The organism is Halorubellus litoreus, assembly GCF_037081675.1.
GTDB classification, from domain to species: domain Archaea; phylum Halobacteriota; class Halobacteria; order Halobacteriales; family Natrialbaceae; genus Halorubellus; species Halorubellus litoreus.
Map to the genome: position 1 here is coordinate 368,119 of NZ_JAZAQL010000004.1, position 20,527 is coordinate 388,645.

The 20,527-nt window shown below is 66.8% G+C and carries 16 protein-coding genes; 10 read left to right on the forward strand and 6 right to left on the reverse strand.

Features of this window, described 5'->3' with window-relative positions; translation table 11 throughout:
* The first annotated feature begins 75 nt into the window (after window positions 1-75).
* Both VYJ16_RS19210 and VYJ16_RS19215 read left to right on the forward strand, forming a co-directional pair.
* Window positions 76-1,044: a D-2-hydroxyacid dehydrogenase gene (locus tag VYJ16_RS19210; RefSeq protein WP_336351936.1), complete on the forward strand. Its 969-nt coding sequence runs from the start codon at window positions 76-78 to the stop codon at window positions 1,042-1,044.
* Between the two features lie 6 nt (window positions 1,045-1,050).
* Window positions 1,051-4,254: an FAD-binding and (Fe-S)-binding domain-containing protein gene (locus VYJ16_RS19215; RefSeq protein ID WP_336351937.1), complete on the forward strand. Its 3,204-nt coding sequence runs from the start codon at window positions 1,051-1,053 to the stop codon at window positions 4,252-4,254.
* Window positions 4,255-4,297: 43 nt separating this feature from the next.
* Here VYJ16_RS19215 and gdhB read toward each other — a convergent pair whose 3' ends face one another.
* Both gdhB and VYJ16_RS19225 read right to left on the reverse strand, forming a co-directional pair.
* The gene (gdhB, locus tag VYJ16_RS19220) at window positions 4,298-5,596 is read right to left on the reverse strand and encodes a glutamate dehydrogenase GdhB (RefSeq protein ID WP_336351938.1); all 1,299 of its coding nucleotides are present in this window, start codon (window positions 5,594-5,596) and stop codon (window positions 4,298-4,300) included.
* A gap of 26 nt (window positions 5,597-5,622) precedes the next feature.
* Window positions 5,623-6,801 (reverse strand): M24 family metallopeptidase, encoded by a 1,179-nt coding sequence (locus VYJ16_RS19225; protein WP_336351939.1) that lies wholly within the window; start codon window positions 6,799-6,801, stop codon window positions 5,623-5,625.
* A gap of 541 nt (window positions 6,802-7,342) precedes the next feature.
* On the opposite strand from VYJ16_RS19225, the gene VYJ16_RS19230 reads away from it, so the two are divergent.
* From VYJ16_RS19230 to VYJ16_RS19245, 4 genes are all read left to right on the forward strand, one after another.
* Complete coding sequence (locus VYJ16_RS19230) at window positions 7,343-8,725, forward strand: NAD-dependent succinate-semialdehyde dehydrogenase (protein WP_336351940.1); 1,383 nt, start codon at window positions 7,343-7,345, stop codon at window positions 8,723-8,725.
* A gap of 1,243 nt (window positions 8,726-9,968) precedes the next feature.
* The gene (locus tag VYJ16_RS19235; protein ID WP_336351941.1) at window positions 9,969-11,417 is read left to right on the forward strand and encodes a cytochrome ubiquinol oxidase subunit I; all 1,449 of its coding nucleotides are present in this window, start codon (window positions 9,969-9,971) and stop codon (window positions 11,415-11,417) included.
* Window positions 11,410-12,405: a cytochrome d ubiquinol oxidase subunit II gene (locus VYJ16_RS19240; protein ID WP_336351942.1), complete on the forward strand. Its 996-nt coding sequence runs from the start codon at window positions 11,410-11,412 to the stop codon at window positions 12,403-12,405. Before VYJ16_RS19235 ends, VYJ16_RS19240 begins: the two co-directional genes overlap by 8 nt.
* A 126-nt stretch (window positions 12,406-12,531) precedes the next feature.
* Window positions 12,532-13,224 (forward strand): metallophosphoesterase family protein, encoded by a 693-nt coding sequence (locus tag VYJ16_RS19245; protein ID WP_336351943.1) that lies wholly within the window; start codon window positions 12,532-12,534, stop codon window positions 13,222-13,224.
* A 118-nt stretch (window positions 13,225-13,342) separates the two neighbouring features.
* On the opposite strand, the gene VYJ16_RS19250 is transcribed toward VYJ16_RS19245, so the two are convergent.
* From VYJ16_RS19250 to VYJ16_RS19265, 4 genes are all read right to left on the reverse strand, one after another.
* Window positions 13,343-14,146 (reverse strand): energy-coupling factor ABC transporter ATP-binding protein, encoded by an 804-nt coding sequence (locus tag VYJ16_RS19250; protein ID WP_379762818.1) that lies wholly within the window; start codon window positions 14,144-14,146, stop codon window positions 13,343-13,345.
* 68 nt (window positions 14,147-14,214) lie between these two features.
* Entirely contained in the window at window positions 14,215-15,027 is an 813-nt protein-coding gene (cbiQ, locus tag VYJ16_RS19255) for a cobalt ECF transporter T component CbiQ (protein ID WP_336351945.1), read from the reverse strand.
* A 2-nt stretch (window positions 15,028-15,029) separates the two neighbouring features.
* Entirely contained in the window at window positions 15,030-15,353 is a 324-nt protein-coding gene (locus VYJ16_RS19260; protein ID WP_336351946.1) for a cobalamin transport operon protein, read from the reverse strand.
* Window positions 15,353-16,033: an energy-coupling factor ABC transporter permease gene (locus tag VYJ16_RS19265; protein WP_336351947.1), complete on the reverse strand. Its 681-nt coding sequence runs from the start codon at window positions 16,031-16,033 to the stop codon at window positions 15,353-15,355. The genes VYJ16_RS19260 and VYJ16_RS19265 overlap by 1 nt, the downstream gene beginning before the upstream one ends.
* 195 nt (window positions 16,034-16,228) lie before the next feature.
* Here VYJ16_RS19265 and VYJ16_RS19270 point away from each other — a divergent pair, with 195 nt between their 5' ends.
* The 4 genes from VYJ16_RS19270 to VYJ16_RS19285 all read left to right on the forward strand — a co-directional run bounded on the left by VYJ16_RS19270 (window position 16,229) and on the right by VYJ16_RS19285 (window position 20,434).
* A complete protein-coding gene (locus VYJ16_RS19270) occupies window positions 16,229-17,650 on the forward strand; it encodes a PAS domain S-box protein (protein ID WP_336351948.1) in 1,422 nt (473 codons plus the stop codon).
* A 157-nt stretch (window positions 17,651-17,807) separates the two neighbouring features.
* A complete protein-coding gene (locus tag VYJ16_RS19275; protein WP_336351949.1) occupies window positions 17,808-19,019 on the forward strand; it encodes a CBS domain-containing protein in 1,212 nt (403 codons plus the stop codon).
* 193 nt (window positions 19,020-19,212) lie between these two features.
* Entirely contained in the window at window positions 19,213-20,001 is a 789-nt protein-coding gene (locus VYJ16_RS19280; protein ID WP_336351950.1) for an HpcH/HpaI aldolase family protein, read from the forward strand.
* Between the two features lie 193 nt (window positions 20,002-20,194).
* Window positions 20,195-20,434, forward strand: coding sequence for a PRC-barrel domain containing protein (locus tag VYJ16_RS19285; protein WP_336351951.1), 240 nt, complete (start codon window positions 20,195-20,197; stop codon window positions 20,432-20,434).
* Window positions 20,435-20,527: the final 93 nt, after the last annotated feature.

Sequence of the window (20,527 nt, forward strand, 5' to 3'; positions counted from 1 at the left end):
GATTCATACGCGCGCCGGAGGACCGAGTATCGGTCTCGCGGCCGAGCGAGCGCCGCCGGCGCGGCCAGCCCACCCATGACAGAGACAGACATCGTCGTCCTCCGCGAGGGGACGGAAGGCCTATCGATGGAATCGTACGCCGAGACGCTCAGCGACCGCCTGCCCGACCGCACCGTCACCCTGGCGCGGACGCCGAAACAGGAGCGCGAACTCGTCCCGGACGCGCGGGTCGTCACCGGCATCACCATCGAGGAGGACCTACTCTCGCGGGCCGAACGCCTCGAACTGTTCGCGTGCACCTTCGCCGGGACCGACCACGTCCCCATGGACGCCCTCGAAGAACACGGGGTCGCGGTCACCAACGCCGGCGGCATCCACGCGCCCGGCATCGCCGAGCAGGCCATCGGGAACATGCTCGTCTTCGCACGTCGCCTGCACGAGGGCTGGCGGCGCAAACGGCGCTCCGAGTGGCGGCACTTCCAGTCCAGCGAGTTCACCGACAGCACGGTCACGGTCGTCGGACTGGGCTCCATCGGCCAGGCCGTCGTTCAGCGCCTCGATGGCTTCGAGGTCGACACCATCGGCATCCGGTACACGCCCTCGAAGGGCGGCCCGACCGACGAGGTGCTCGGGTTCGACGACGAGGACGTCCACGACGCCCTCGCCCGGAGCGACTACGTCGTCGTCGCCTGCCCCCTCAACGACCTGACCCGTGACCTCGTCGACGAGGACGCCCTCGCGACCATGCGGACCGACGCCGTGCTCGTCAACACCGCCCGGGGCGGCATCGTCGACACCGACGCGCTGGTGTCGGCGCTGCAGTCCAACAAGATCCGCGGGGCCGCGCTCGACGTGACCGAGCCCGAGCCGCTCCCGGCCGAGCACCCGCTGTGGGACCTGGAGAACTGCCTCATCACGCCCCACACCGGCGGCCACACCCCGAAGCACTGGGACCGCCTCGCCGACATCGTCGCTGAGAACCTCGCCCGCCTCGACGAGGGCGGACAGCTCCAGAACCAGGTCCTCGCCCCCGGACAGCACTGATCACAGATGGCGACGCAGGACCCGGCCGACGACCCGCGTGCGGACTACGAGTACAGCGCCGGCGACGTCGACCGACCCGACCTCGTCGCCGACCTCCAGGAACGAGTGGCGGGCGACGTGCGGTTCGACGAGTACACCCGGCAGCTCTACGCGACCGACGCCTCGGCCTACGAGGTGACGCCAATCGGCGTCGTCATGCCGCGCTCGACCGACGACGTCGCCAGCGTCGTCTCCTACTGCGCCGACCGCGAGATTCCCGTGTTACCACGCGGCGGCGGGACGAGTCTCGCGGGGCAGGCCGTCAACGAGGCTGTCGTCCTCGACCTCTCGCGGTACATGGACGAGGTCCAGGCGCTCGACCCCGACGCGGCGACCGCCACAGCGCAGGCGGGGACCATCCTCGCCGACCTGAACGCGGCGGCGGCAGAGCACGGACTGACGTTCGGCCCCGACCCGGCCGCCGGTGACCGGAGCGTCCTGGGGGGCGCCATCGGGAACAACTCGACGGGTGCGCACTCGCTCGTGTACGGCAAGACCGACCACTACGTCGAGGCGGCGGAGGTAGTCCTCGCCGACGGGACGGTCCACCGGTTCGGACAGATTTCGGTCGCGGACCTACGCGAGAAAGCCGACCCCGAGAGCGAGGCGTGGGGCAGTGACGGCCCCCCGAGTCCGCTGCTCCCGCGGATCTACGCCGAGGTCGTCCGCGTCCTCGACGAGGAGGCCGACGCGGTCGACGACCGCTACCCGGACCTGAAGCGCAACGTCTCCGGCTACAACCTCGACGTGTTGGTCGACGAGGCCCGAGGCGAGCGGCCGACCGCCGACGGGACCGGTATCGACCCCGAGAGCGAACCGGGAACCGTCAATCTCGCGCGGCTGCTCGCGGGGAGCGAAGGGACCCTCGCCGTCGTCACCGAGGCCACCGTCTCGCTCGAGGCGGTCCCGGAGACGAAGGCGGTCGCGCTGCTCACCTACGAGGACGTCTTCGACGCCGCCGCGGACGTCGCACCCATCCTCGAACACGACCCGGCCGCGGTCGAACTCATCGACGACGTGCTCATCGACCTGGCGCTGGACACCGCGGAGTTCCACGACGTCGCGGCCTCGCTCCCCGACGGGACCAGGGGCGCACTGCTCGTGGAGTTCTACGCCGACTCCGACGAGCACGGCCGCCAGCAGGTCGCGGACCTGCTCGGCGCCCGCGTCCCCTCGGTCACCCCCGAGGTGGACCCCGGCGAGGGCGTCGAGACCGCCCCGGACGCTCGTGCTTTCAGCGCGCTGGAGGCCCACGACGCCGAGGCGCGCGCCGGGCTCTGGAAGATGCGTAAGGCCGCCGCGCCCATCCTCCTCTCGCGGACCACCGACGAGAAGCACATCTCGTTCATCGAGGACTGCAGCGTCCCCGCTGAACGGCTCCCGGAGTACGTCGAGTACTTCCGCGAGGTCATCGACGACCACGACGCCAACACCAGTTTCTACGCGCACGCCGGCCCTGGGGTCCTCCACGTCCGCCCCCTCGTGAACACGAAGACGGCCGAGGGACTGGACTCGTTCGAGACCATCGCCGACGAGATAACCGACTTCGTCACGGAAGTCGGCGGCTCGGTCTCCGGCGAACACGGCGACGGTCGGGCGCGCTCGCAGTGGAACCGGAAGCTGTACGGCGACCGACTCTGGGCGGCCTTCCAGGACCTCAAGACCGCGTTCGACCCGGACTGGTTGCTCAACCCGGGGCAGGTCGTCGGGCGAGACGACGCCGACGCACCGGCCCGCGCCCGCACCGTCCAGATGACCGAGAACCTCCGGTTCGACCCCGACTACGAGTTCGAGCCGTCGTTCGACCCGCAACTCGACTGGCCCGAGGAGAACGGCTTCCAGGGGATGGCCGAACTCTGTCACGGCTGTGCCGGTTGTCGCGGGAAACAGGACACCCGCGGTGGCGTGATGTGTCCGACCTATCGCGCCGCGGAGGAGGAGAGCCTCTCGACCCGAGGGCGGGCGAACATGCTCCGGCAGGCGATGAGCGGCGACCTCGGCGACGACGCCGACGACGTCGAGTTCATGCGCGAGGTGATGGACCTCTGCGTCGGCTGCAAGGGCTGCAAGCACGACTGCCCGAGCGAGGTCGACATGGCGAAGCTCAAGGCCGAGGTCGAACACGCCCACCACCAGCAAGAGGGTGCGAGCCTCCGCGACCGGCTCTTCGCGGAGGTCGACCGCCTCAACGCGGTCGGCTCCGCGCTGGCCCCGTTCTCGAACTGGGCGGCGCAGGTGCCGGGGGCCGACCTCGTCACCGAGACGGTCCTCGGCATCGCCGGCGAGCGCGACCTGCCCGACTTCCACCGGGAGTCGCTGGAGGACTGGTTCGAGTCCCGCGGTGGCTGTCGCGTCTCGGCGTCCGAAGCCGAGGGGAAGGTGCTGCTGTTCCCCGACACGTACACGAACTACAACCACCCGGACGCTGGCAAGGCCGCGGTCAGGGTCCTCGAAGCCGCCCAGATCCACGTCGCCATCCCCGACGACGTCACCTCGACCGGCCGCCCCGCTCACTCGAAGGGATTCCTCGACCGCTCTCGCGAGCGCGCCGCGACGAACGTCGACACGCTGGCGCCGCGCGTCGACGCCGGCTGGGACGTCGTCCTGGTCGAACCCTCCGACGCGGTGATGCTCCAGTCCGATTACCTCGACCTGCTCGGTGACGGCGACCACGGCGTCACCGCCCGGGCAGCCGAGGCCGTCGCGGCGAACACCTACGGCGTCATGGAGTACCTCGACAGCGAGCGACTCGTCGCCGACCTCCCGACCGACGCGACCGACGCGACCGACGCGACCGACGCGACCGACGCGACCGATGCGACCGATGCGACCGATGCGACCGACGAGCACCTCACGTACCACGGCCACTGCCACCAGAAGGCGACGCGGAAGGACCATCACGCGGTCGGCGTGCTGCGCCGGGCGGGCTACCGGGTCGACCCGCTGGACTCCGGCTGCTGCGGGATGGCCGGGAGCTTCGGCTACGAGGCAGAGCACTACTCGATGAGCAAGGCCATCGGTGACATCCTCTTCGAACAGGTCGACGAGAGCGAGGGCGACACCGTGGTCGCCCCCGGTGCCTCCTGTCGGACCCAGCTCGGCGACCGCGACGGGGACGCCCCGGAGCCGCCCCATCCAGTCGAGAAGCTCGACGCTGCTCTCGAGCACTGAGCGGTCCGTCGAAACAGAAACTCCCCGCGGTCGAACCCCGGCCTCAGGGCCAGAGCCCGCGGGTCTCCTTCGCGTTGCCGATTCGCGACAGTGCGACCGTCAGCGCGGCGTCGCGCCACGTCAGGTCCTGTTCGTCGACCTGCGTCCGCACCGCCTCCCACGCCTCCAGCATCTCCTGCTCGAGCTCCTCGTGGACGCGCTCCAGCGACCACTTGCGCCGATTGATGTCCTGCAGCCACTCGAAGTACGAGACGGTGACGCCGCCCGCGTTCGCGAGCACGTCCGGGATGACCGGGACGCCCTTCTCACCGAGGACGGTGTCGGCCGCGAAGGTGGTCGGGCCGTTCGCGCCCTCGACGATCATGTCCGCCTGGATGGCGTCGACGTTGTCGGTCGTGATGACCTCGCCGACGGCGGCCGGGATGAGCACGTCGACGTCGAGTTCGAGGAGGTCCGCGTTCGAGAGCGTTTCCGGCGCGTCGTAGCCCGAGACCATCCCGGGCCGTTCGTCGTGGCCCTCGACGTCCTGGGTGTCGAGGCCATCGGGGTCGTAGATGGCGCCGTCGACGTCGGAGACGGCGACGACGTCCGCACCCCAGTCGTCGAGCAGGCGCGCCGCGTTGGCCCCGACCGATCCGAAGCCCTGTACGGCGACCGTGGTGTCCTCGATGTCCCAGTCGTAGTAGTCGATCGCCTCGCGCGTGACGATCGCGACGGAGCGCCCGGGTGCCTCCTCGCGACCGTACGACCCGCCGATGACCGGCGGTTTCCCCGTGACCACACCGGGCGTCGTCTCGCCCTCCTGCATCGAGTAGGCGTCCATGAACCACGCCATCTCCTGCGGGCCGGTACCCATGTCCGGCGCCGGGACGTCCTGGGTCGGTCCCACGACGTCGCGCAGCTCCTCGGCGAAGCGACGGGTGAGGCGCTCGCGCTCGTCCTCCGAGAGGTCCTTCGGGTCGACCGCGATGCCACCCTTGCCGCCACCGAAGGGCAGGTCCATGACGGCGCACTTCCAGGTCATCCACATCGAGAGCCCGATGCACTCGTCCGCGTTCACCTCCGGATGGTAGCGCAGGCCGCCCTTGTACGGGCCGCGGACGTCGTCGTGCTGGGCCCGGTACCCCGTGAAGACCTCCAGCGACCCGTCGTCGCGGCGAAGCGGGACGGACACCTGCTGGAGCTTGGTCGGGTGCCGCAATCGCGTGATGACGCCGGCGTCGACGTCGACGTTGGCGGCGGCCCGCTCAAGCTGTCGGCGGGCGGTCGCCAGCGCGGTCTCCGGTTCGGTCCCCTCGCCGTCGGGAACCGCTTCACCGTTCGATTCGTCCGGTCCGTCCATGTCGTCGTGTGTCGTCTTCGACATCGTCAGGCTTTGAAGAGGCGGCGAGGGAAGTCCGCCAGCGTTTCGGCGCCGTCCGAGGTGACGACGAAGGTCTCGCTCAGTTCGACGCCGAAGTCGTCGAACCAGAGTCCCGGAATCATGTGGAAGGTCATGTTCTCCTCCAGGACCGTCTCGTCGCCCGGCCGCAGGCTCGCGGTGTGCTCACCCCAGTCCGGCGGGTAGCCCAGGCCCATGGAGTAGCCGATGCGGTCCTCCTTCTCGAGGTCGTACTTCGCGATGGTGTCGCGCCACGCCTTCTCGACCGACTCGGCGGTCACGCCCGGCTCGGCCGCGTCCAGCGCCGCCTCGATCCCCTCGACGACGATCTCGGCGCGGTCCTGCATCTCCTGGGGCGGCTCGCCCACGTACGTGGTCCGGGCGAGCGGCGAGTGGTAGCGGTGTCGACAACCCGACAGCTCGATGATGACCGGGTCGCCGTCCCGGAACTCCTCGTCCGTCCAGGTGAGATGGGGGGTCCCGGTGTGGTCGCCCGAGGGCATCAGCGGGACGATGGAGGGGTAGTCTCCCCCGTAGTCAGCCGTCCCATTGATGAGTTGCGAGTAGATGGCCTCGGCGGCCTCGTACTCGGGGACGCCCTCCTCGATGGCGTCGAGCCCGGCCTGCATCGCGTTCTCGGAGATGCGAGCCGCCTCGCGCATGTACTCGAGTTCCGCGTCGGACTTCTTGATGCGGACCCAGTTGACGAGGAGCGTCGTGTCTTCGAACGACGCCTCGGGGAGGTTCTGCTGGAGGCGCGTGTAGGACTTCGCCGTGAAGTAGTAGGCGTCCATCTCCAGCCCGATGTCCCCGTCGGAGACGCCGAGGTCGTCGAGCACGGTCGCCACGAAGTCCATCGGGTGGAGGTCGTGGGGCGACTGCACGTGGTCGTCGCTGTAGGGACGGATGCTCTCCTCGGAGAGCGAGGTCGTCGCGCGGCAGCCGTTCGCGTCCATGTCGCGACCGACCCACACCGGCTCGTCGCGGTCCTGTGTGACGACGACGCCCTGGTGGACGTAGAACGACCACCCGTCGTAGCCGGTGAGGTAGTTCATGTTCGCGGGATCGCTGACGAACAGCGCGTCGAGTCCGCGCTCCGCCATCCGTTCTTTCGTTCGCTCGAGTCGCCTGTCGTACTCGCTGCTATCGAAGACGGCGCTGGGCATGTGGTTCTCTCACGTAACCTATCGAAAACCGGCTGTAAAAACCTTATTGTGTATCCCAGATACGAAAACTGTGTATCCATCTCCCCGTGGCCCCGGAATTCGTGCGTCCTTCGCCGGGCTCGTCAGCGACTACGCCTCGACGGTGACCTGTTTCTCGTCCGCGACAACCCGCGACCGTTCCACCATCGGCGAGTCGCTCGGGATGTCGGCGTCCGCACGTTCTTTCAAACCCCTCGATTTTCCCGGCTACGCGTGCTCTGAGCTGGTCCCGATTCGAGTCGTGGCAGTACACGAGACGGTAGCAAGAATTAAGCGGCTCCGAGGCAACCTTCCGCTGGGTAGAAACGAGACGAACGGGTCGCCCGAACCCCAACCAACAGGAGCCGATAGCTGGTGGCTCGGGTGCCCGAGGGACGCTCCCTGGCGTGCCATCCACAGCGTTGCACGCGTCGACTGCGCAGTCGCGTCCCACCCGACGTAGCGTCGAAACGCGACCCGTCGCGAACCGACAAGTCCACCGAGACAGACACACCACACCGTAATGCAGACAGTCAATCCAACTACAGGCGAACCCATCGAGACGTACAGCGAACACGACGACGAGACGGTCGAGAACCACGTCCAGCGTGCAGCTGACCGCTTCGAATCGTGGCGGGACCGCCCGATCACCGAGCGGCAAGCGCTCGTTGCGTCCATCGCCGACGTCCTCCGAGAGAACGAGGAGGAGTACGCCACGCTGATGACCCGAGAGATGGGCAAACCCATCGAGCAGGCTCGCGCCGAGATCGAGAAATGCGCGTGGGTCTGTGAGTTCTACGCCGAACGCGCAGCCGAGTTCCTCCAGGACGAACGCGTCGGCGTCCACCCCCAAGCGCGCACGAAGGTGTCCTACGACCCCCTCGGGCCCCTGATGGCGGTGATGCCGTGGAACTATCCGTTCTGGCAGGTCCTCCGCGTCGCGGCACCCACGCTGGCCGCCGGGAACACGATGATCCTGAGTCATGCACCGAACGTCACCGGGTGTGCAAAGGCCGTCGAACAGGTGCTCGCTGACGCCGGCTTCCCCGACGGCGTCTTCACGACGCTCCTCATCGACACCGAGACGATACACGACGTCGTCGCTGACGACAGAGTCGCGGCCGCGACGCTCACCGGGAGCGTCGGTGCGGGGCGTGCCGTCGCGGAGACCGCCGGCAGACACCTCAAACCGACCGTCCTCGAACTCGGCGGGAGCGACCCGTTCGTCGTCCTCGACGACGCCCAGCTCGACCGAGCGTGCGAGGTGGCCGCCCAGGCCCGCGTGAACAACAACGGACAGGCCTGCGTCGCCTCGAAACGCTTCATCGTCGTCGACGACGTCTACGAGGAGTTCCGCGACGGCTTCGTCCGCGAGATGGAATCACTAACCGTCGGCGATCCGACCGACGAGGCGACGGACGTCGGCCCGATCTCGCGAGCGGACTTACTCGACACCCTCGAGACGCAGGTCCGGGAGACCATCGACGCCGGTGCCACGGTGCTGACCGGCGGCGAGACGCTCGACCGGCCGGGGTACTTCTTCGAGCCGACGGTCCTGGAGGACGTGCCGGACGGGAGTCCCGCCGCCTGCGACGAACTGTTCGGTCCCGTCGCTTCGCTCTTCCGCGTCGAGGACGAAGCCGAGGCCATCGAACTCGCGAACGACTCCGATTACGGCCTGGGTGCCAGCGTCTGGACGCAGGATCTCGACCGCGGCGAACGCATCGCGGAGGCGTTCGAAGCGGGCTGTACGTTCGTCAACGAGATCGTGCAGTCGCACCCGAGACTCCCGTTCGGCGGCATCAAGAACTCCGGGTACGGGCGCGAACTCGCCGCGAACGGAATCCGCGAGTTCACGAACGAGAAGACCGTGTGGGTGTCGCCTTCGGACGGACTCGACGAGTAGCAACACACAGTCGCGATATATCGCTGCTTCCCGCCTTTTCGGAAACGAGCGGGGACCCGATGGAAGCGGGGTAGTCATCGACGAGTTTCGAGGCCATCCACCCGCCGTTCAGGCCGGGGATACAGCGGAAGCCACCATTTCTGCAGTAGCTAGTGGACATCTCGACGACGTCGTCGTCGAAGCGCTGGGAGATGATCTCGACAACGTCGGGATAAAGAAGCCAACAGAGCGGGTGTTCGCTGGCAGCGCACACGAGGACTGAATCGCGCAACCCGAGCTAGCTGCGTGGGACGACGTTCAGAGACGGACGAAGTACAACTGGAGCAAGAGACTCGACACCGACTAGTCGATTGAGGAGGTCGTTTCGAATGATAAACAAAGAGGTAGGAAATAGGAATAGTAAGAATGATGAATAGAAGGCCCTGCGGAAACGTTCGGGAATCGCCCGTTCAGGTCGGCATTCTCGGCCGGGCGTGGATGCCGGCGCTCGCCCAGGAGTCTCTCGAACACACGAACGGCTTCGAGTATTCGATCCCGAGTTCCAAGCGGTAGCCGAAAGACGTAAACGCGAGTGACGAAACCGCAGCGTTCAGCCCCCGGAACCGATGGAAGAACCAAGCGGAGTTCCATGATGGTATCAAAAAGGAGGGTAGGGCCGCGCGACACGCTGCTCTCCGTCAAACTCCCAGAGCAACGCGGACAGGACGTGATTATTGGGCGCGAACACCGAAGACAGTGCCCGCCTTCTCTCCTGGTTCGAAGAGTACACGACGCCAAACACGCGAAGAATGGAGAACATATGACTATACTATGTTATTGACATGATTTGGTTGTGGTGATGGGTCGAGCACCGCATTTTCAGACGTCGACCGTCACGGAGTTGGCGACCCGTGCTGGCCTCGCGCTCGTACCGTTGCCGGCGGATTCGTTCGAGGGGGCTCTTGTCCGTCCCGTTCGTCGCGGATTCGAGCGATACCAGTGAGGTCGTCGGAGACGAGTGGCGACCCCGGAGACGATAGCAGTAGTTCCCCGGCGAGAGACATCCCCATACCGTTGCGTATCCCGCGATCAACCCTCCTGCGAGCGCATGTGACGCTCGCTCGGACACTAGGGACACAGGTTCGAACCGAGACGCTGAGCGGCCGGGGTACTATGGTTTCGCGCGTAAAATAGTGGCGGGCAAATGCTGGACATCTGGAATCGAGTGGCCACTCACTACCTCCTGAGCCATACCGCGAGGCACATGCATCCAGCCACAGCCCTGAGTGCCCTCGACCCGGGATGGCTCGCGTTCCTCTCCCCGGAGGTCGCGAGCCGCATGCAGTTCGGATGGACGATATCCGTCCACATCATCTTCGCGTCCCTCTCCATCGGCCTCGCACCGTTCATCGTCTACTTCACCTGGAAAGACGTCCGCACGAACGAACAGCGGTACGAACGATTGCGGTCGTTCTGGGTGAACGTGTTCGCCGCCGGATTCGTGATGGGAACGGTCACCGGCATCCCGATGAGTTTCCAGTTCGGGACGAACTTCCCGCAGTTCGCCGAGGTCGCCGGTGAACTGATCGGCGGGCCGCTCGCGTTCGAGGCGAAGATGGCGTTCTTCCTGGAGGCCGTCTTCCTCGGCGTGTTGCTGTACGGCCGCGAGCGCGTCACGGACCGAACGTACGTCCTCTCCTCGGTGCTCGTCGGCGTCGGTGCCTGGCTGTCGGGGTTCTGGATCCTCGTCGTCAACGCGTGGATGCAGACACCTCGGGGCTACGAGATGGTCACCCGTAACGGGATGGAGGTCGCCAAGCTCACCGACCCCGTCGCCGCGTTCCTCACCCCGCGGCTGCCGTGGATGTACGTCCACATGATGAACGCGTCGGTGATCTCGGTCGCGCTGCTCGTCGCGGGCGTCTCGGCGTACATCGTCTGGAAGAAGCCGGACGCGGACGCCTGGAACTCCGCGCTGAAACTCGCCGTGGTACTGTTGCTCGTCTCGGCGCCGTTCCAGGCGATCCACGGCGACGCCTACGCTCGCCACGTCGAGGACACGCAGCCCCAGAAGTTCGCCGCGATGGAAGCGCACTACGAGACCGGGGCGGCGGACCTCCACCTGTTGGCGTTCCCGACGTCCCTCGACGCGCTCAACGACCCGCGGGCCGAGAACCTGTTCACGGTGAGTCTCCCAGGGATCGGGTCGTTCCTCGCGAGCGGCGGGGACCTCGACGCCGAGGTCGTCGGCCTGAACGAGTACGAGGAGAACCCGCCCGTGGCGTTCGTGTTCTGGTCGTTCCGCTTCATGGTCGGCCTCGGATTCCTGTTCATCGGGCTCGCGCTCTGGGGCGGGTACCTCACGTACCGCGGGCGGTTGACCGACAGTACGCGCTACCTGAAGGCGATGATCGCGGCGTCGCCGTTCGGCTATGCGGCGTTACTCACCGGCTGGTACGTCACCGAGATCGGCCGCCAGCCGTGGGTCATCCAGGACGAACTCCGGACGAGCGAGGCGGTCTCCTCGACGCTCACCGGAACGGAGGCGACCCTGACGCTGGTCGCGTTCGTCGTGCTCTACGTCGGGTTGCTATTGACGGCGCTGTACATCCTGAAGTGGCTGGTCCGGGACGAACTCCGGTCACTCGGCGTCAAAGAGTCGAGTGAGGGCCGCTGGCGTGGGCCGCTCCCGTGGGTGACCAGCGATGACTGACCCGCTGATCCCCGTCGACGCGTACCTCGTCGACGCGCTCCCGGAGATCTGGTTCGGCGCCGTGCTGTTCGCGCTGGGGATGTACGTCGTCCTCGACGGGTTCGACTTCGGCATCGGGATGCTGTACGCGACCCGGACGGACGAACACGAGCGGGAGACGTTCCTCGCGGGGTTCGGGCCGGTCTGGGACGCGAACGAGGTGTGGATCGTCGCGTTCGGCACGATGCTGCTGGCGGCGTTCCCGCGCGTGTACTCGCGGCTCCTGGCCGACAACTACTTGCTCGCACTCGGGTTCGTCGTCGCGCTCGTGTTCCGCGGCCTCGGCCCGGAACTCCGCGAGCAGCGCGAGGACGAGCGCTGGAAGCGCTACACGGACTACGCCTTCGTCGGCGGGAGCGTGCTCGCGCCGCTCCTGTTGGGGATGCTCGCCGGCCGGTGGCTGTTCGGCCCGGCGACGCTCCCAGTGGTGTTGACGGGCGTCGGCCTGGTCGCCGTCTCGATAGTCACGGGGGCGGCGTTCCTCGCGGCGAAGACCGACCCCGGGCTGGCGTCGGAACTGAGTGCCTACGGCGTCGGCGCGACGGTCGCGTACCTCGGCGGCGTGGTCGTCCTGCTGGCGACCGTGGTCCTGACCGACGCCGGTGGCGCCGCCGACGCGGTGCTCTCGCTGCCCGTCGCTGCAGTCGTCGCGCTCTCCGTCGTCGCCGGACTGGGCGGGAGCGTGCTGGCCAGACGCGGCCAGTATCGGGCCTGGCTCGCGAGCGCGCTGGCGCTCCCCACGCTGCTGACGATACTGGTCGCACTGTTGCTGTACCCGACGATCTATCCGCCGACCGGCCTGCTGGTGAGCGAAGCCGTCGTCTCGCCGCTGGCGTTGAACCTCGTGACCGTCCTCGGGTTCCCGGTCCTGCTGCTGGTGCTGTGGTACTTCAAGTTCCTCTACGGCGTGTTCAGCGGCCCCATCGAGAGCGAGGGATACGGGGAGTGACCAGCCAGTACCTTGAGTACTTTCCCACTGGTGGACGGAACGCTCGACTGAGCAGATGAACTGGATGCCGTAGAGGATCCACCGAATCACAAGTTTTAGCATGCTGATGCGTCAGTTCGAGTGCTAGTGAAGGTGGGAGTGGTTGCGGACATTCACGGCAATCGTCCAGCGCTCGAGGCCGTCACCGAGTCGCTCGCGGCCCACGACGTCGACAGCCTCGTCTGCCTCGGGGATATCGTGGGCGTGCTCGGCGACGCCCAGTACTGTGCGGCGACGATCCGAGACGAAGCCGCGCACGTGGTCCACGGGAATCACGACGCCCGCGTGTTTCCAGACCGTGGCTGGCTCCCGACGCGCGACACCGAAGTCGTCGAATACGAGCACATCACCGAGGACCTGACGGCGACCACGTTCGACTGGCTCACCGGGCTCCCGGAGACGACGACCGCATACGACACCGTCTTCATCGCGCACGCAACGCCAGGCCCAGACGACCCCATCGGGTGGACGCGTGGCAACGCCGGCATCTGGCCGACGGACTTCGAACGAGTCGGGCGCGAGCATCTGGATACCTCCCAGATCCTCCTTTTGGGACATACGCACCACCAGCACGCAGCCGAAGTTCCGACTGCGAGTGGGGAGCCGGGGCTCGTCCTCAACCCTGGCGCCGTGGGCTACCCCCTGCAGCACGAGGACGACGAAACGGGGCGCGCCGACTTCGCGATAGTGGATACGGAAACCCGCGAGTTCGGGCTCGGAAGCGTCTCCTACGACTCCACGGCAGTCCTGGAGTTCCTGGAAGCTGCCGGTCTGGAATGACATCCGCGAACCGACGACTACGTTCGCACGAGGGTCGCTTCGGAGGTAGCGGACGGTTCGAGGGTCCGTGGAACGCCACTCGGTTCGTCCGGGTCGTCGTCGACTGTGAGTCGGTCGTTCAGTCGCGCCCGAACCCGTCTGGAACGGGTTGCTCTACGGGTTCGCTGCCGGTGGTGTCTGTGAGGACGGCGACGAGTTCCGCTTCCGTCACTGGTCGTGTCGTCGTCGCGAGTCCCGCGTCGCGGGCGACGCGGACTGCGCTCGGTGGGTGGAGGTTCGCGGCCGCCAGGAGCGCGTCGTCGTAGAACACCTCCCGTGGGGTGCCGCTCCCGGCGACGTTGCCATCGGCCATCACGCAGACGCGGTCGGCGACCTCGGCGGCGAACTCGAGGTCGTGCGTCGACAGGACGACGCTGATACCGTCCGCGTGAACCCGCTGGATGCGGTCGGCGACCAGCTGGGAGCGCTCGGGGTCGAGTCCGGCGAGTGGTTCGTCGAGGACGACGACGCTGGGTTCGAGGACGAGTACGCCGGCGAGGCCGACGAGGCGTTTCTCGCCGCCGCTCAGGTAGTGCGGGATGCGGTCCTCGAGGTGCGTCGCGTCGACGGTCGCGAGCGCCTCGCGAGCGCGCTCCCTGGCTTCGTCGACGGGGACGCCGTGGTTCTGGAGGCCGAACGTCACGTCGTCGAGGACCGTGGGCGCGACGAGTTGCGTGTCGGCGTCCTGGAAGACGAACCCGACCGCTTCGCGCGCGACCTCCCTGTTGTCTTCGGTGATCGGGGTACCGTCGACGACGAGGTCGCCGTCGTCGGGGACGAGCGTGGCGTTCAGGTGTTCCAGCAGCGTCGACTTCCCCGCGCCGTTCCCGCCGACGAGCGCGACGACCTCGTCGGGGTACACCGAGAAGTCGACGTCGTGCATCCCGACCGTCCCGTCGGGGTAGGTGTGCGCCTCGCACTGGAGGTCGACCAGCGGAGCGTCGGCTCGGGTCACAGTCCCGCCCCGTAGACCGCGAGCGCGGCGTAGCCGACGACCGCGGCGTACGACCCGGCTACGACGAGCAGTTCGTGGCGTGGTGGTCGCGAGACGTCGCCGTACAGCGTGATGTCGCCGTCGTAGCCGCGGGCTTCCATGGACTTGACGAGGCGTTCGGACTGCTCGATTGCGGACAGCATCGTCATGCCGAGAATTCTGGCGTACAGGCGCTTGTTCGACCAGAACTCCGAGAAGTTCGCGCCGCGGGCGAGCGCGGCTTTCACGAGGTCCTCGAGCGTCTCGAGCATGACGAACGTGAACCGGTAGGTCAGGAGCGCGATCTGGTCGATGGGGCGGGGGAGCAGTCGGCCGAGCAGGTACGCGACGTCGGTGTACTTCGTGGTCATCGACGCCGTCAGGGCGAACGTGACGACCGTGAGCGACCGACAGCTGAGTTCGCCGAAGAGGGTGAGGCCCGCCCAGGTGACCGAGAGGTCGCCGAGCGGCGTTCCGAGCGCGCCACCGATCGGGGTTCCCGGTTCGAGGAACGCCAGCGGGACGGCGACGGAGACGAGGAACAGCGCTGGAAGCGTGTACCAGCCGGCGAGCCGACGGTACGGGAGTCCGGCGAGGCCGTAGACGACGAGGACGGTCCCGTAGAGGCCGGCGAGGAGCACGAGGCGGTCGAACACCGTGACGGCGAGGACGAGTGCACCGACGACGCCGACCTTCGTCCAGGGGTTGACGCGGTGGAGCGGGCCGTCTCGTCGCTCGGCGAACGCGGTGATGAGTCGCGGGTCGGGGACGTGGTTCGAGAGCGTCGTCACGGTTAGCGAGCGGGACGTTCTCCGTCCTCGAAGCCGCCGTAGCGGTCGACGTAGACGTACAGTCCGACACCGAGCGCGACCATGACGAGGACGAGCGCGCCGAACTCGAGCAGCATGCCGCCTTTGCGGATTGGGCCGGCGACGACGATACCGCGGCCGAAGTCGATGATTGCGCCGCCGCCGTCCTGGACGCCGCGTTGGAGTGCTTTCGCGGAGCGCTTCGCCCACGGGAGGGCGCCGCCGGTCGCGGTGAAGCCCCAGTAGCCGGCCGCGAGGAAGGCCGCGACGAGCGCGGCGAGACCACCGTACTGCTTCCAGCGCTGCATCAGGCGGTCACCCCGGTCGGCTCCTCGTGGGTGTCGCGGTCGGCGAGCCCGAGGAGGTCGGGGCGGACGGACGCGAGGAACCGGACGATGAAGCCGGTGAGGAGGCCCTCGATGACTGCGACGCCGAGGTTGAGTCCGACGAGGCCGCCGACGGCGATGGTGAGGTCGCCGCGTGGCAGCGCGCTGCCGTTGACGCCGCTGACGACGATGACCGCGCCCATCAGGACCGCGCCGGCGGAGAGTCCGATGGTGGCGGCGCTGGCGCCGGCGGGGAAGACGTCCCAGTCCATCCGCAGCAGCGTCCTGAAGGCGTAGTAGGCGACGATGGCTTCGCTCGCGTTGACGAGCGTGTTCGCGCCGAGGAGGCCGACGGCGCCGTGGCCGAGGGCTGCCGAGAAGATGTTCACGACGAGCGCGATGAGCGCGCCGAGCAGCGGGCCAGCGATGATGCCGACGAGCCCGGTGAGGTTCATGTGGATGCCGCCCCAGACGGGGATGTTCAGCTGGAAGATCGCGAAGCTCGCTGCGGCGGCGATGCCGGCGAGCGCGATCTGGTGTGTCTCGATACCGCCCTTCCGGATGCGGTACACCGCTGCACCGACGATTCCGGCGCCGAGGAGTGTCCAGAGGACCAGTGCCCACAGCGGGAACGAGCCTTCGCCGAGATGAATGTGCGCCATACGTGATTAACAAATCTTGACCCGATTATAATAAACTTGCCGTATTAGAGAGTTCAAAATAATAATTTCTGCTTTCCGAACGCCCTGGATTGCTAGAGATGGATTGCCGGCAGGAACCCCTGCGAGCATCGCGACGACCACCGACCGCGTTGCAGTCCAGAGCCACTTTTGTAGCCGCTATCCCTACTGCGACCAATGGAAGACGACGTCACCCACGAAGAACGCGAGCCGGACCGGGCCGAGTGGTATCGCGCGCTCGTCGCGGAGGTGAACGACCTCGTTACGGTCACGGACACCGACGGCACGATCACCTACGTCACGCCTGCTGTCGAACGCGTATTGGGCTACGACCCCCAGGTGATGATTGGCCGCCAGGGATACGAGTTCGTCCACCCGGACGACCGGGACGAGAACCGCGAAGCGATGGAGACCGTCCTATCGAACCCGTCGGCGTCTACATCCGTCGAAGTCCGGTTCAAACACGCAGACGGCTCCTGGCGGTGGATCGAAGCCACGATCCGGAATCGCCTCGACGACGACACGATCGACGGCATCCTCCTCAGTAGCCGAGACGTCACCGAGCGGAAACAGTACGAGGTCGAAGCCAAGGCACTCACCGACGAGTACGACGCCATCTTGAACAACGTCGAAGACGCCATCTTCCTCATCAACGTCGAACAGGACGGTGCGGACGTCCGGTTCGAGTTCGAACGACTCAGTCCGTCCTACGAGAAACACACCGATATCACGACCGAAGAGGTACGCGGCCAGACGCCGCGAGAGGTATTCGGCGACGAAGAGGGCGCCACGCTCGAAGCAAACTATCACCGCTGTATCAATGCTGGCAAGCCGATCTCGTATCAAGAAGAACTACGGGTCACCGAACGGGCGCGCTTCTGGCAGACGAAGCTCGCGCCGGTGGTGACCGACGGCGACATCACGCGCCTCGTCGGCATCACCCGGAACGTGACCGACCGCGTCGAACGAGAGCGACAGCTCCGACAGCAGAACGAGCGCCTCGACGAGTTCGCAGGCGTCATCTCGCACGACCTACGGAACCCGCTCACCATCGCACAGGGCCGTGCTGCACTCCTCGCCGAGGAGTCGGACAGCGATCACCTCGACCCGCTCCGAGAGGCACTCGAGCGGATGGGAGCGATCGTCGAGGACACGTTGATGCTCGCTCGCCAGGGCGACACGATAAGCGAGACGAAGGCCGTGAGCTTGACGGACATCGTCGGCAAGTGCTGGGCGACGGTCGACACCGAGGACGCGACCATCGAGATCGTCGACGAGATGACCCTCCAGGGCGACCCGGACCGATTACGACACGTCTTCGAGAACCTGTTCCGGAACGCCATCGAACACGGTGGCGCCGACGTGACCGTTCGCGTCGGCCGGCACGACGAACGGGGACTCTACGTCGAGGACGATGGCCCGGGGATTCCCGTCGAGATGCGCGAGGACGTCTTCGAACCGGGGGAGTCGTCCGCGCCCGACGGGACCGGGTTCGGACTGACGATCGTCAAACGGATCGTGGAAGCCCACGGATGGGAGGTGAGCGTGTCCGACGGAACCGACGGCGGAACCCGGTTCGAGTTCGAGACGGCGGAGTAGGGAGAATGCGGCTCGTTACTGGGGACTGTGCGGATCGGACGAGACGGGTGCTGACACGAGCGTTGTATCCGCTTTTGCATCCACGTTACCTCCACTTCCAGATGTAAACGATGCGTAATTATAACCGTCTGGCTCCCCTCTTTCTATTGAATCACGCATGGACATTTCAGAGATACTTTCAACGAGATTCACCGAGTTCGATATCGGGGCACCGCTCTCGAAGGTCGCTGGTGCGTTCGAGAACCAGGAGCTCGATGCCGTCGTCGTCACGGACGGCGACGAGTACCGCGGCCTCGTCAGCCGACGACAGCTGGCGTCGTCGTCGAACCAGCCGTCTGCGAAGGTCGGCTCGCAGGTCCAGCACGTTCCCACGGTCGACCGCACGGAGGACGTCCGCGAAGTCGCCCGACTCATGATCGGTAGCGACGCCAAGACCCTGCCCGTCCTCGACGGCGACCAGGTCTTCGGCGTGGTGACCGGCGACGCCGTTCTCGAAGCGGTCCGGCCGTTCCTCGACGCGGCGACGGTCGAGGACGCGTACACCTCGGACCTGATCAGTGCGACACCCGAGACCACGATCGGGAAAGCACTCAACCTGCTCCGGGAAGCCGGCATCGCTCACCTCCCGGTCGTCGACGGGCCGGAGTTGGCGGGAATGCTGAGCCTGTACGACGTCATCGAGTTCACGACGCGCGGCGGCACCAAGAGCCAGGGCGGCTCGTCGGGCGACTTCGGTGGCCGCGGCCGTGGCGGCGGGCGGAACCGCAGTGGCGCCGGCGCACGCGAGGGCGATTCCGACCGGATGCTCGACATCCCCGTCCGGAACCTGATGTCCGACGAGGTGGCGACGGTCAAGCGGAGCGCACCGCTGGACACGGTCGTGGCGACGATGTTCGAACGGGAGATCTCCTCGCTCGTGGTCACCGACGACGACACCGGCGCCCCCATCGGTATCATCACGAAGACGGACGTCATCGACGCGCTCACCTGGGAGCGCGACGACCGGAACGCCGTCCAGGTGTTCGGCCTCGACCTGCTGGAGGGCATGAACTACGACGACGTCGCTGCGCTCATCGAAGGCATGACCTCGAAGTACGGCGAGATGACCCTCATCAAGGCCAGTATCGAATTGAAGGAACGAACGGAACAGACCCGCGGCGTCCCGCTCGTGGAAGCACGGATTCGATTGACCACCGACCGCGGGTACTTCACCGCCGATGGAGAGGGATACGGTGCCGCGCACGCGCTGCGGCTCGCAGCGAACGCGGTCGAACGACAGCTCCTCAAAGGGAAGACGTACGGGCAATCGAAGAAGCGACCGAGCGACGACGAGCAGACGGAACTGTACGGGTGGTGGCTCGGCGGCTGAGAGCCCGTGGTACGCGCCACCTAATTATGGGCGTGGCCGTGGTGTAGCAGGACCGTTGTGGTTGCATGAATGGACTCGAGCGGACCGAAGCGGGCAACGAACGACTCCAGCAGTCCGGCGCGGAGGAGTCGACAGGACGGGTCGCCGGCGGTCGAACGCGGGTTGAGGTCGGGGTTGCGGGGGCTGGAGAGCGATGACGGCGTCACAACCCGTGAACGACCTCGCCGCGACGCTGGACGCCGGAGACGTCGCGTTCGGAGTGCTCGACAACACGTACAGTCCGACGCTCGTGGAGTTCTTCGGCGAGCTCGGCGTCGACTTCATCTGGTTGGATCTCGAACACGGCGGGCCGGACCCGTGGGACGCCCGCCAGATGGAGGACCTGCTTCGTGCTGCGGAACGAACCGACGTCGAGTTGCTCGTTCGATTACCGGACACGGACCCGACGCTGGTCCGGAAGGCGCTGGACCTCGGCGCGAGAAACGTGTTCCTCCCGCGCGTCGACACTGCCGACGAGGTTCGCGCCGCGGTACGCGCTGGTCGATTCAGGTACGACGATGGTCCCGGTCATCGGGGGCTCGGGTCCCCGCGCGCTCGCCGCTGGGGACTGGCCGACGAGTACGTCGCCGTCGAAGACAGGGAGACGCTCGTCGGTGTCACCATCGAGACAGAGACGGCCATCGAGAATCTGGACGACGTCCTCGCGGTACCGGAGCTCGGATTCGTCTTCGTCGGGCCGCTCGACCTCTCGGTATCGCTCGGGTACCCGGGTGAGATCGATCATCCGAGCGTCGTGGAGGCGGAGGAGACGGTTCGATCGAAGGCGATCGAGGCGGGCGTACCCGTTGCAGGGCTTGGCTTCGGGATGGACGACGTCGCCGAGAAGGCGGCGAACGGCTATCAGCTGCTGAACCTCGGAAGCACGACCGGCGCGCTCGAACAGACCGTCACCGAGTGGCTCGAGGCGGCCCGGTCGAGCTAATCCGACTCCTGTGACGCGACGAGCGCACGCTGTTCGAGTGTGTCGCTCGCTCGCCGATGGTGCTGTTCGATGGATTCCTGCCGGCGAGTGCAGTGGTCGTGGCGGGTGGCTGTCGGGAAACGGCGTGTTACTGGGCTCCGGCGAGGATACGGGCCTCATACCAATCCCTGCGGGTTCCGTTCGGTGGGACGCGATGGAACGAACACACATCTCGGACGAAGACGAAGGAAAGCGGGTCGTGAACGCGAAGGGAGACAAGATCGGGATGATCAAGGAGGTCAGGAACGGGACGGCGTACGTCGACCCGGACGCGGGGATCACGGATTCCATCCGATCGAGACTCGGGTGGGGTGAGAAGGAGGCGGACGATTACCTGCTCGAATCCCGACGGATCGATAGGGTCACCGACGACGAGGTGCAACTCAAGGACTAGCTGCCCTCGGCGGGCGTATCGCGCCCCGGCGGGCGTATCGCGCCGGGAGTTGACTGACGCATCTTTCTGTCGTGTAGTGCTGGAACGGTCTCC

Coding starts and splice junctions, on each gene's coding strand:
- VYJ16_RS19210 (WP_336351936.1), top strand. CDS start 76: ATGACAGAGACAGACATCGTCGTCCTCCGCGAGGGGACGGAAGGCCTA.
- VYJ16_RS19215 (WP_336351937.1), top strand. CDS start 1,051: ATGGCGACGCAGGACCCGGCCGACGACCCGCGTGCGGACTACGAGTAC.
- gdhB (WP_336351938.1), bottom strand. CDS start 5,596: ATGGACGGACCGGACGAATCGAACGGTGAAGCGGTTCCCGACGGCGAG.
- VYJ16_RS19225 (WP_336351939.1), bottom strand. CDS start 6,801: ATGCCCAGCGCCGTCTTCGATAGCAGCGAGTACGACAGGCGACTCGAG.
- VYJ16_RS19230 (WP_336351940.1), top strand. CDS start 7,343: ATGCAGACAGTCAATCCAACTACAGGCGAACCCATCGAGACGTACAGC.
- VYJ16_RS19235 (WP_336351941.1), top strand. CDS start 9,969: ATGCATCCAGCCACAGCCCTGAGTGCCCTCGACCCGGGATGGCTCGCG.
- VYJ16_RS19240 (WP_336351942.1), top strand. CDS start 11,410: ATGACTGACCCGCTGATCCCCGTCGACGCGTACCTCGTCGACGCGCTC.
- VYJ16_RS19250 (WP_379762818.1), bottom strand. CDS start 14,146: ATGCACGACGTCGACTTCTCGGTGTACCCCGACGAGGTCGTCGCGCTC.
- VYJ16_RS19260 (WP_336351946.1), bottom strand. CDS start 15,353: ATGCAGCGCTGGAAGCAGTACGGTGGTCTCGCCGCGCTCGTCGCGGCC.
- VYJ16_RS19265 (WP_336351947.1), bottom strand. CDS start 16,033: ATGGCGCACATTCATCTCGGCGAAGGCTCGTTCCCGCTGTGGGCACTG.
- VYJ16_RS19270 (WP_336351948.1), top strand. CDS start 16,229: ATGGAAGACGACGTCACCCACGAAGAACGCGAGCCGGACCGGGCCGAG.
- VYJ16_RS19275 (WP_336351949.1), top strand. CDS start 17,808: ATGGACATTTCAGAGATACTTTCAACGAGATTCACCGAGTTCGATATC.
- VYJ16_RS19280 (WP_336351950.1), top strand. CDS start 19,213: ATGACGGCGTCACAACCCGTGAACGACCTCGCCGCGACGCTGGACGCC.
- VYJ16_RS19285 (WP_336351951.1), top strand. CDS start 20,195: ATGGAACGAACACACATCTCGGACGAAGACGAAGGAAAGCGGGTCGTG.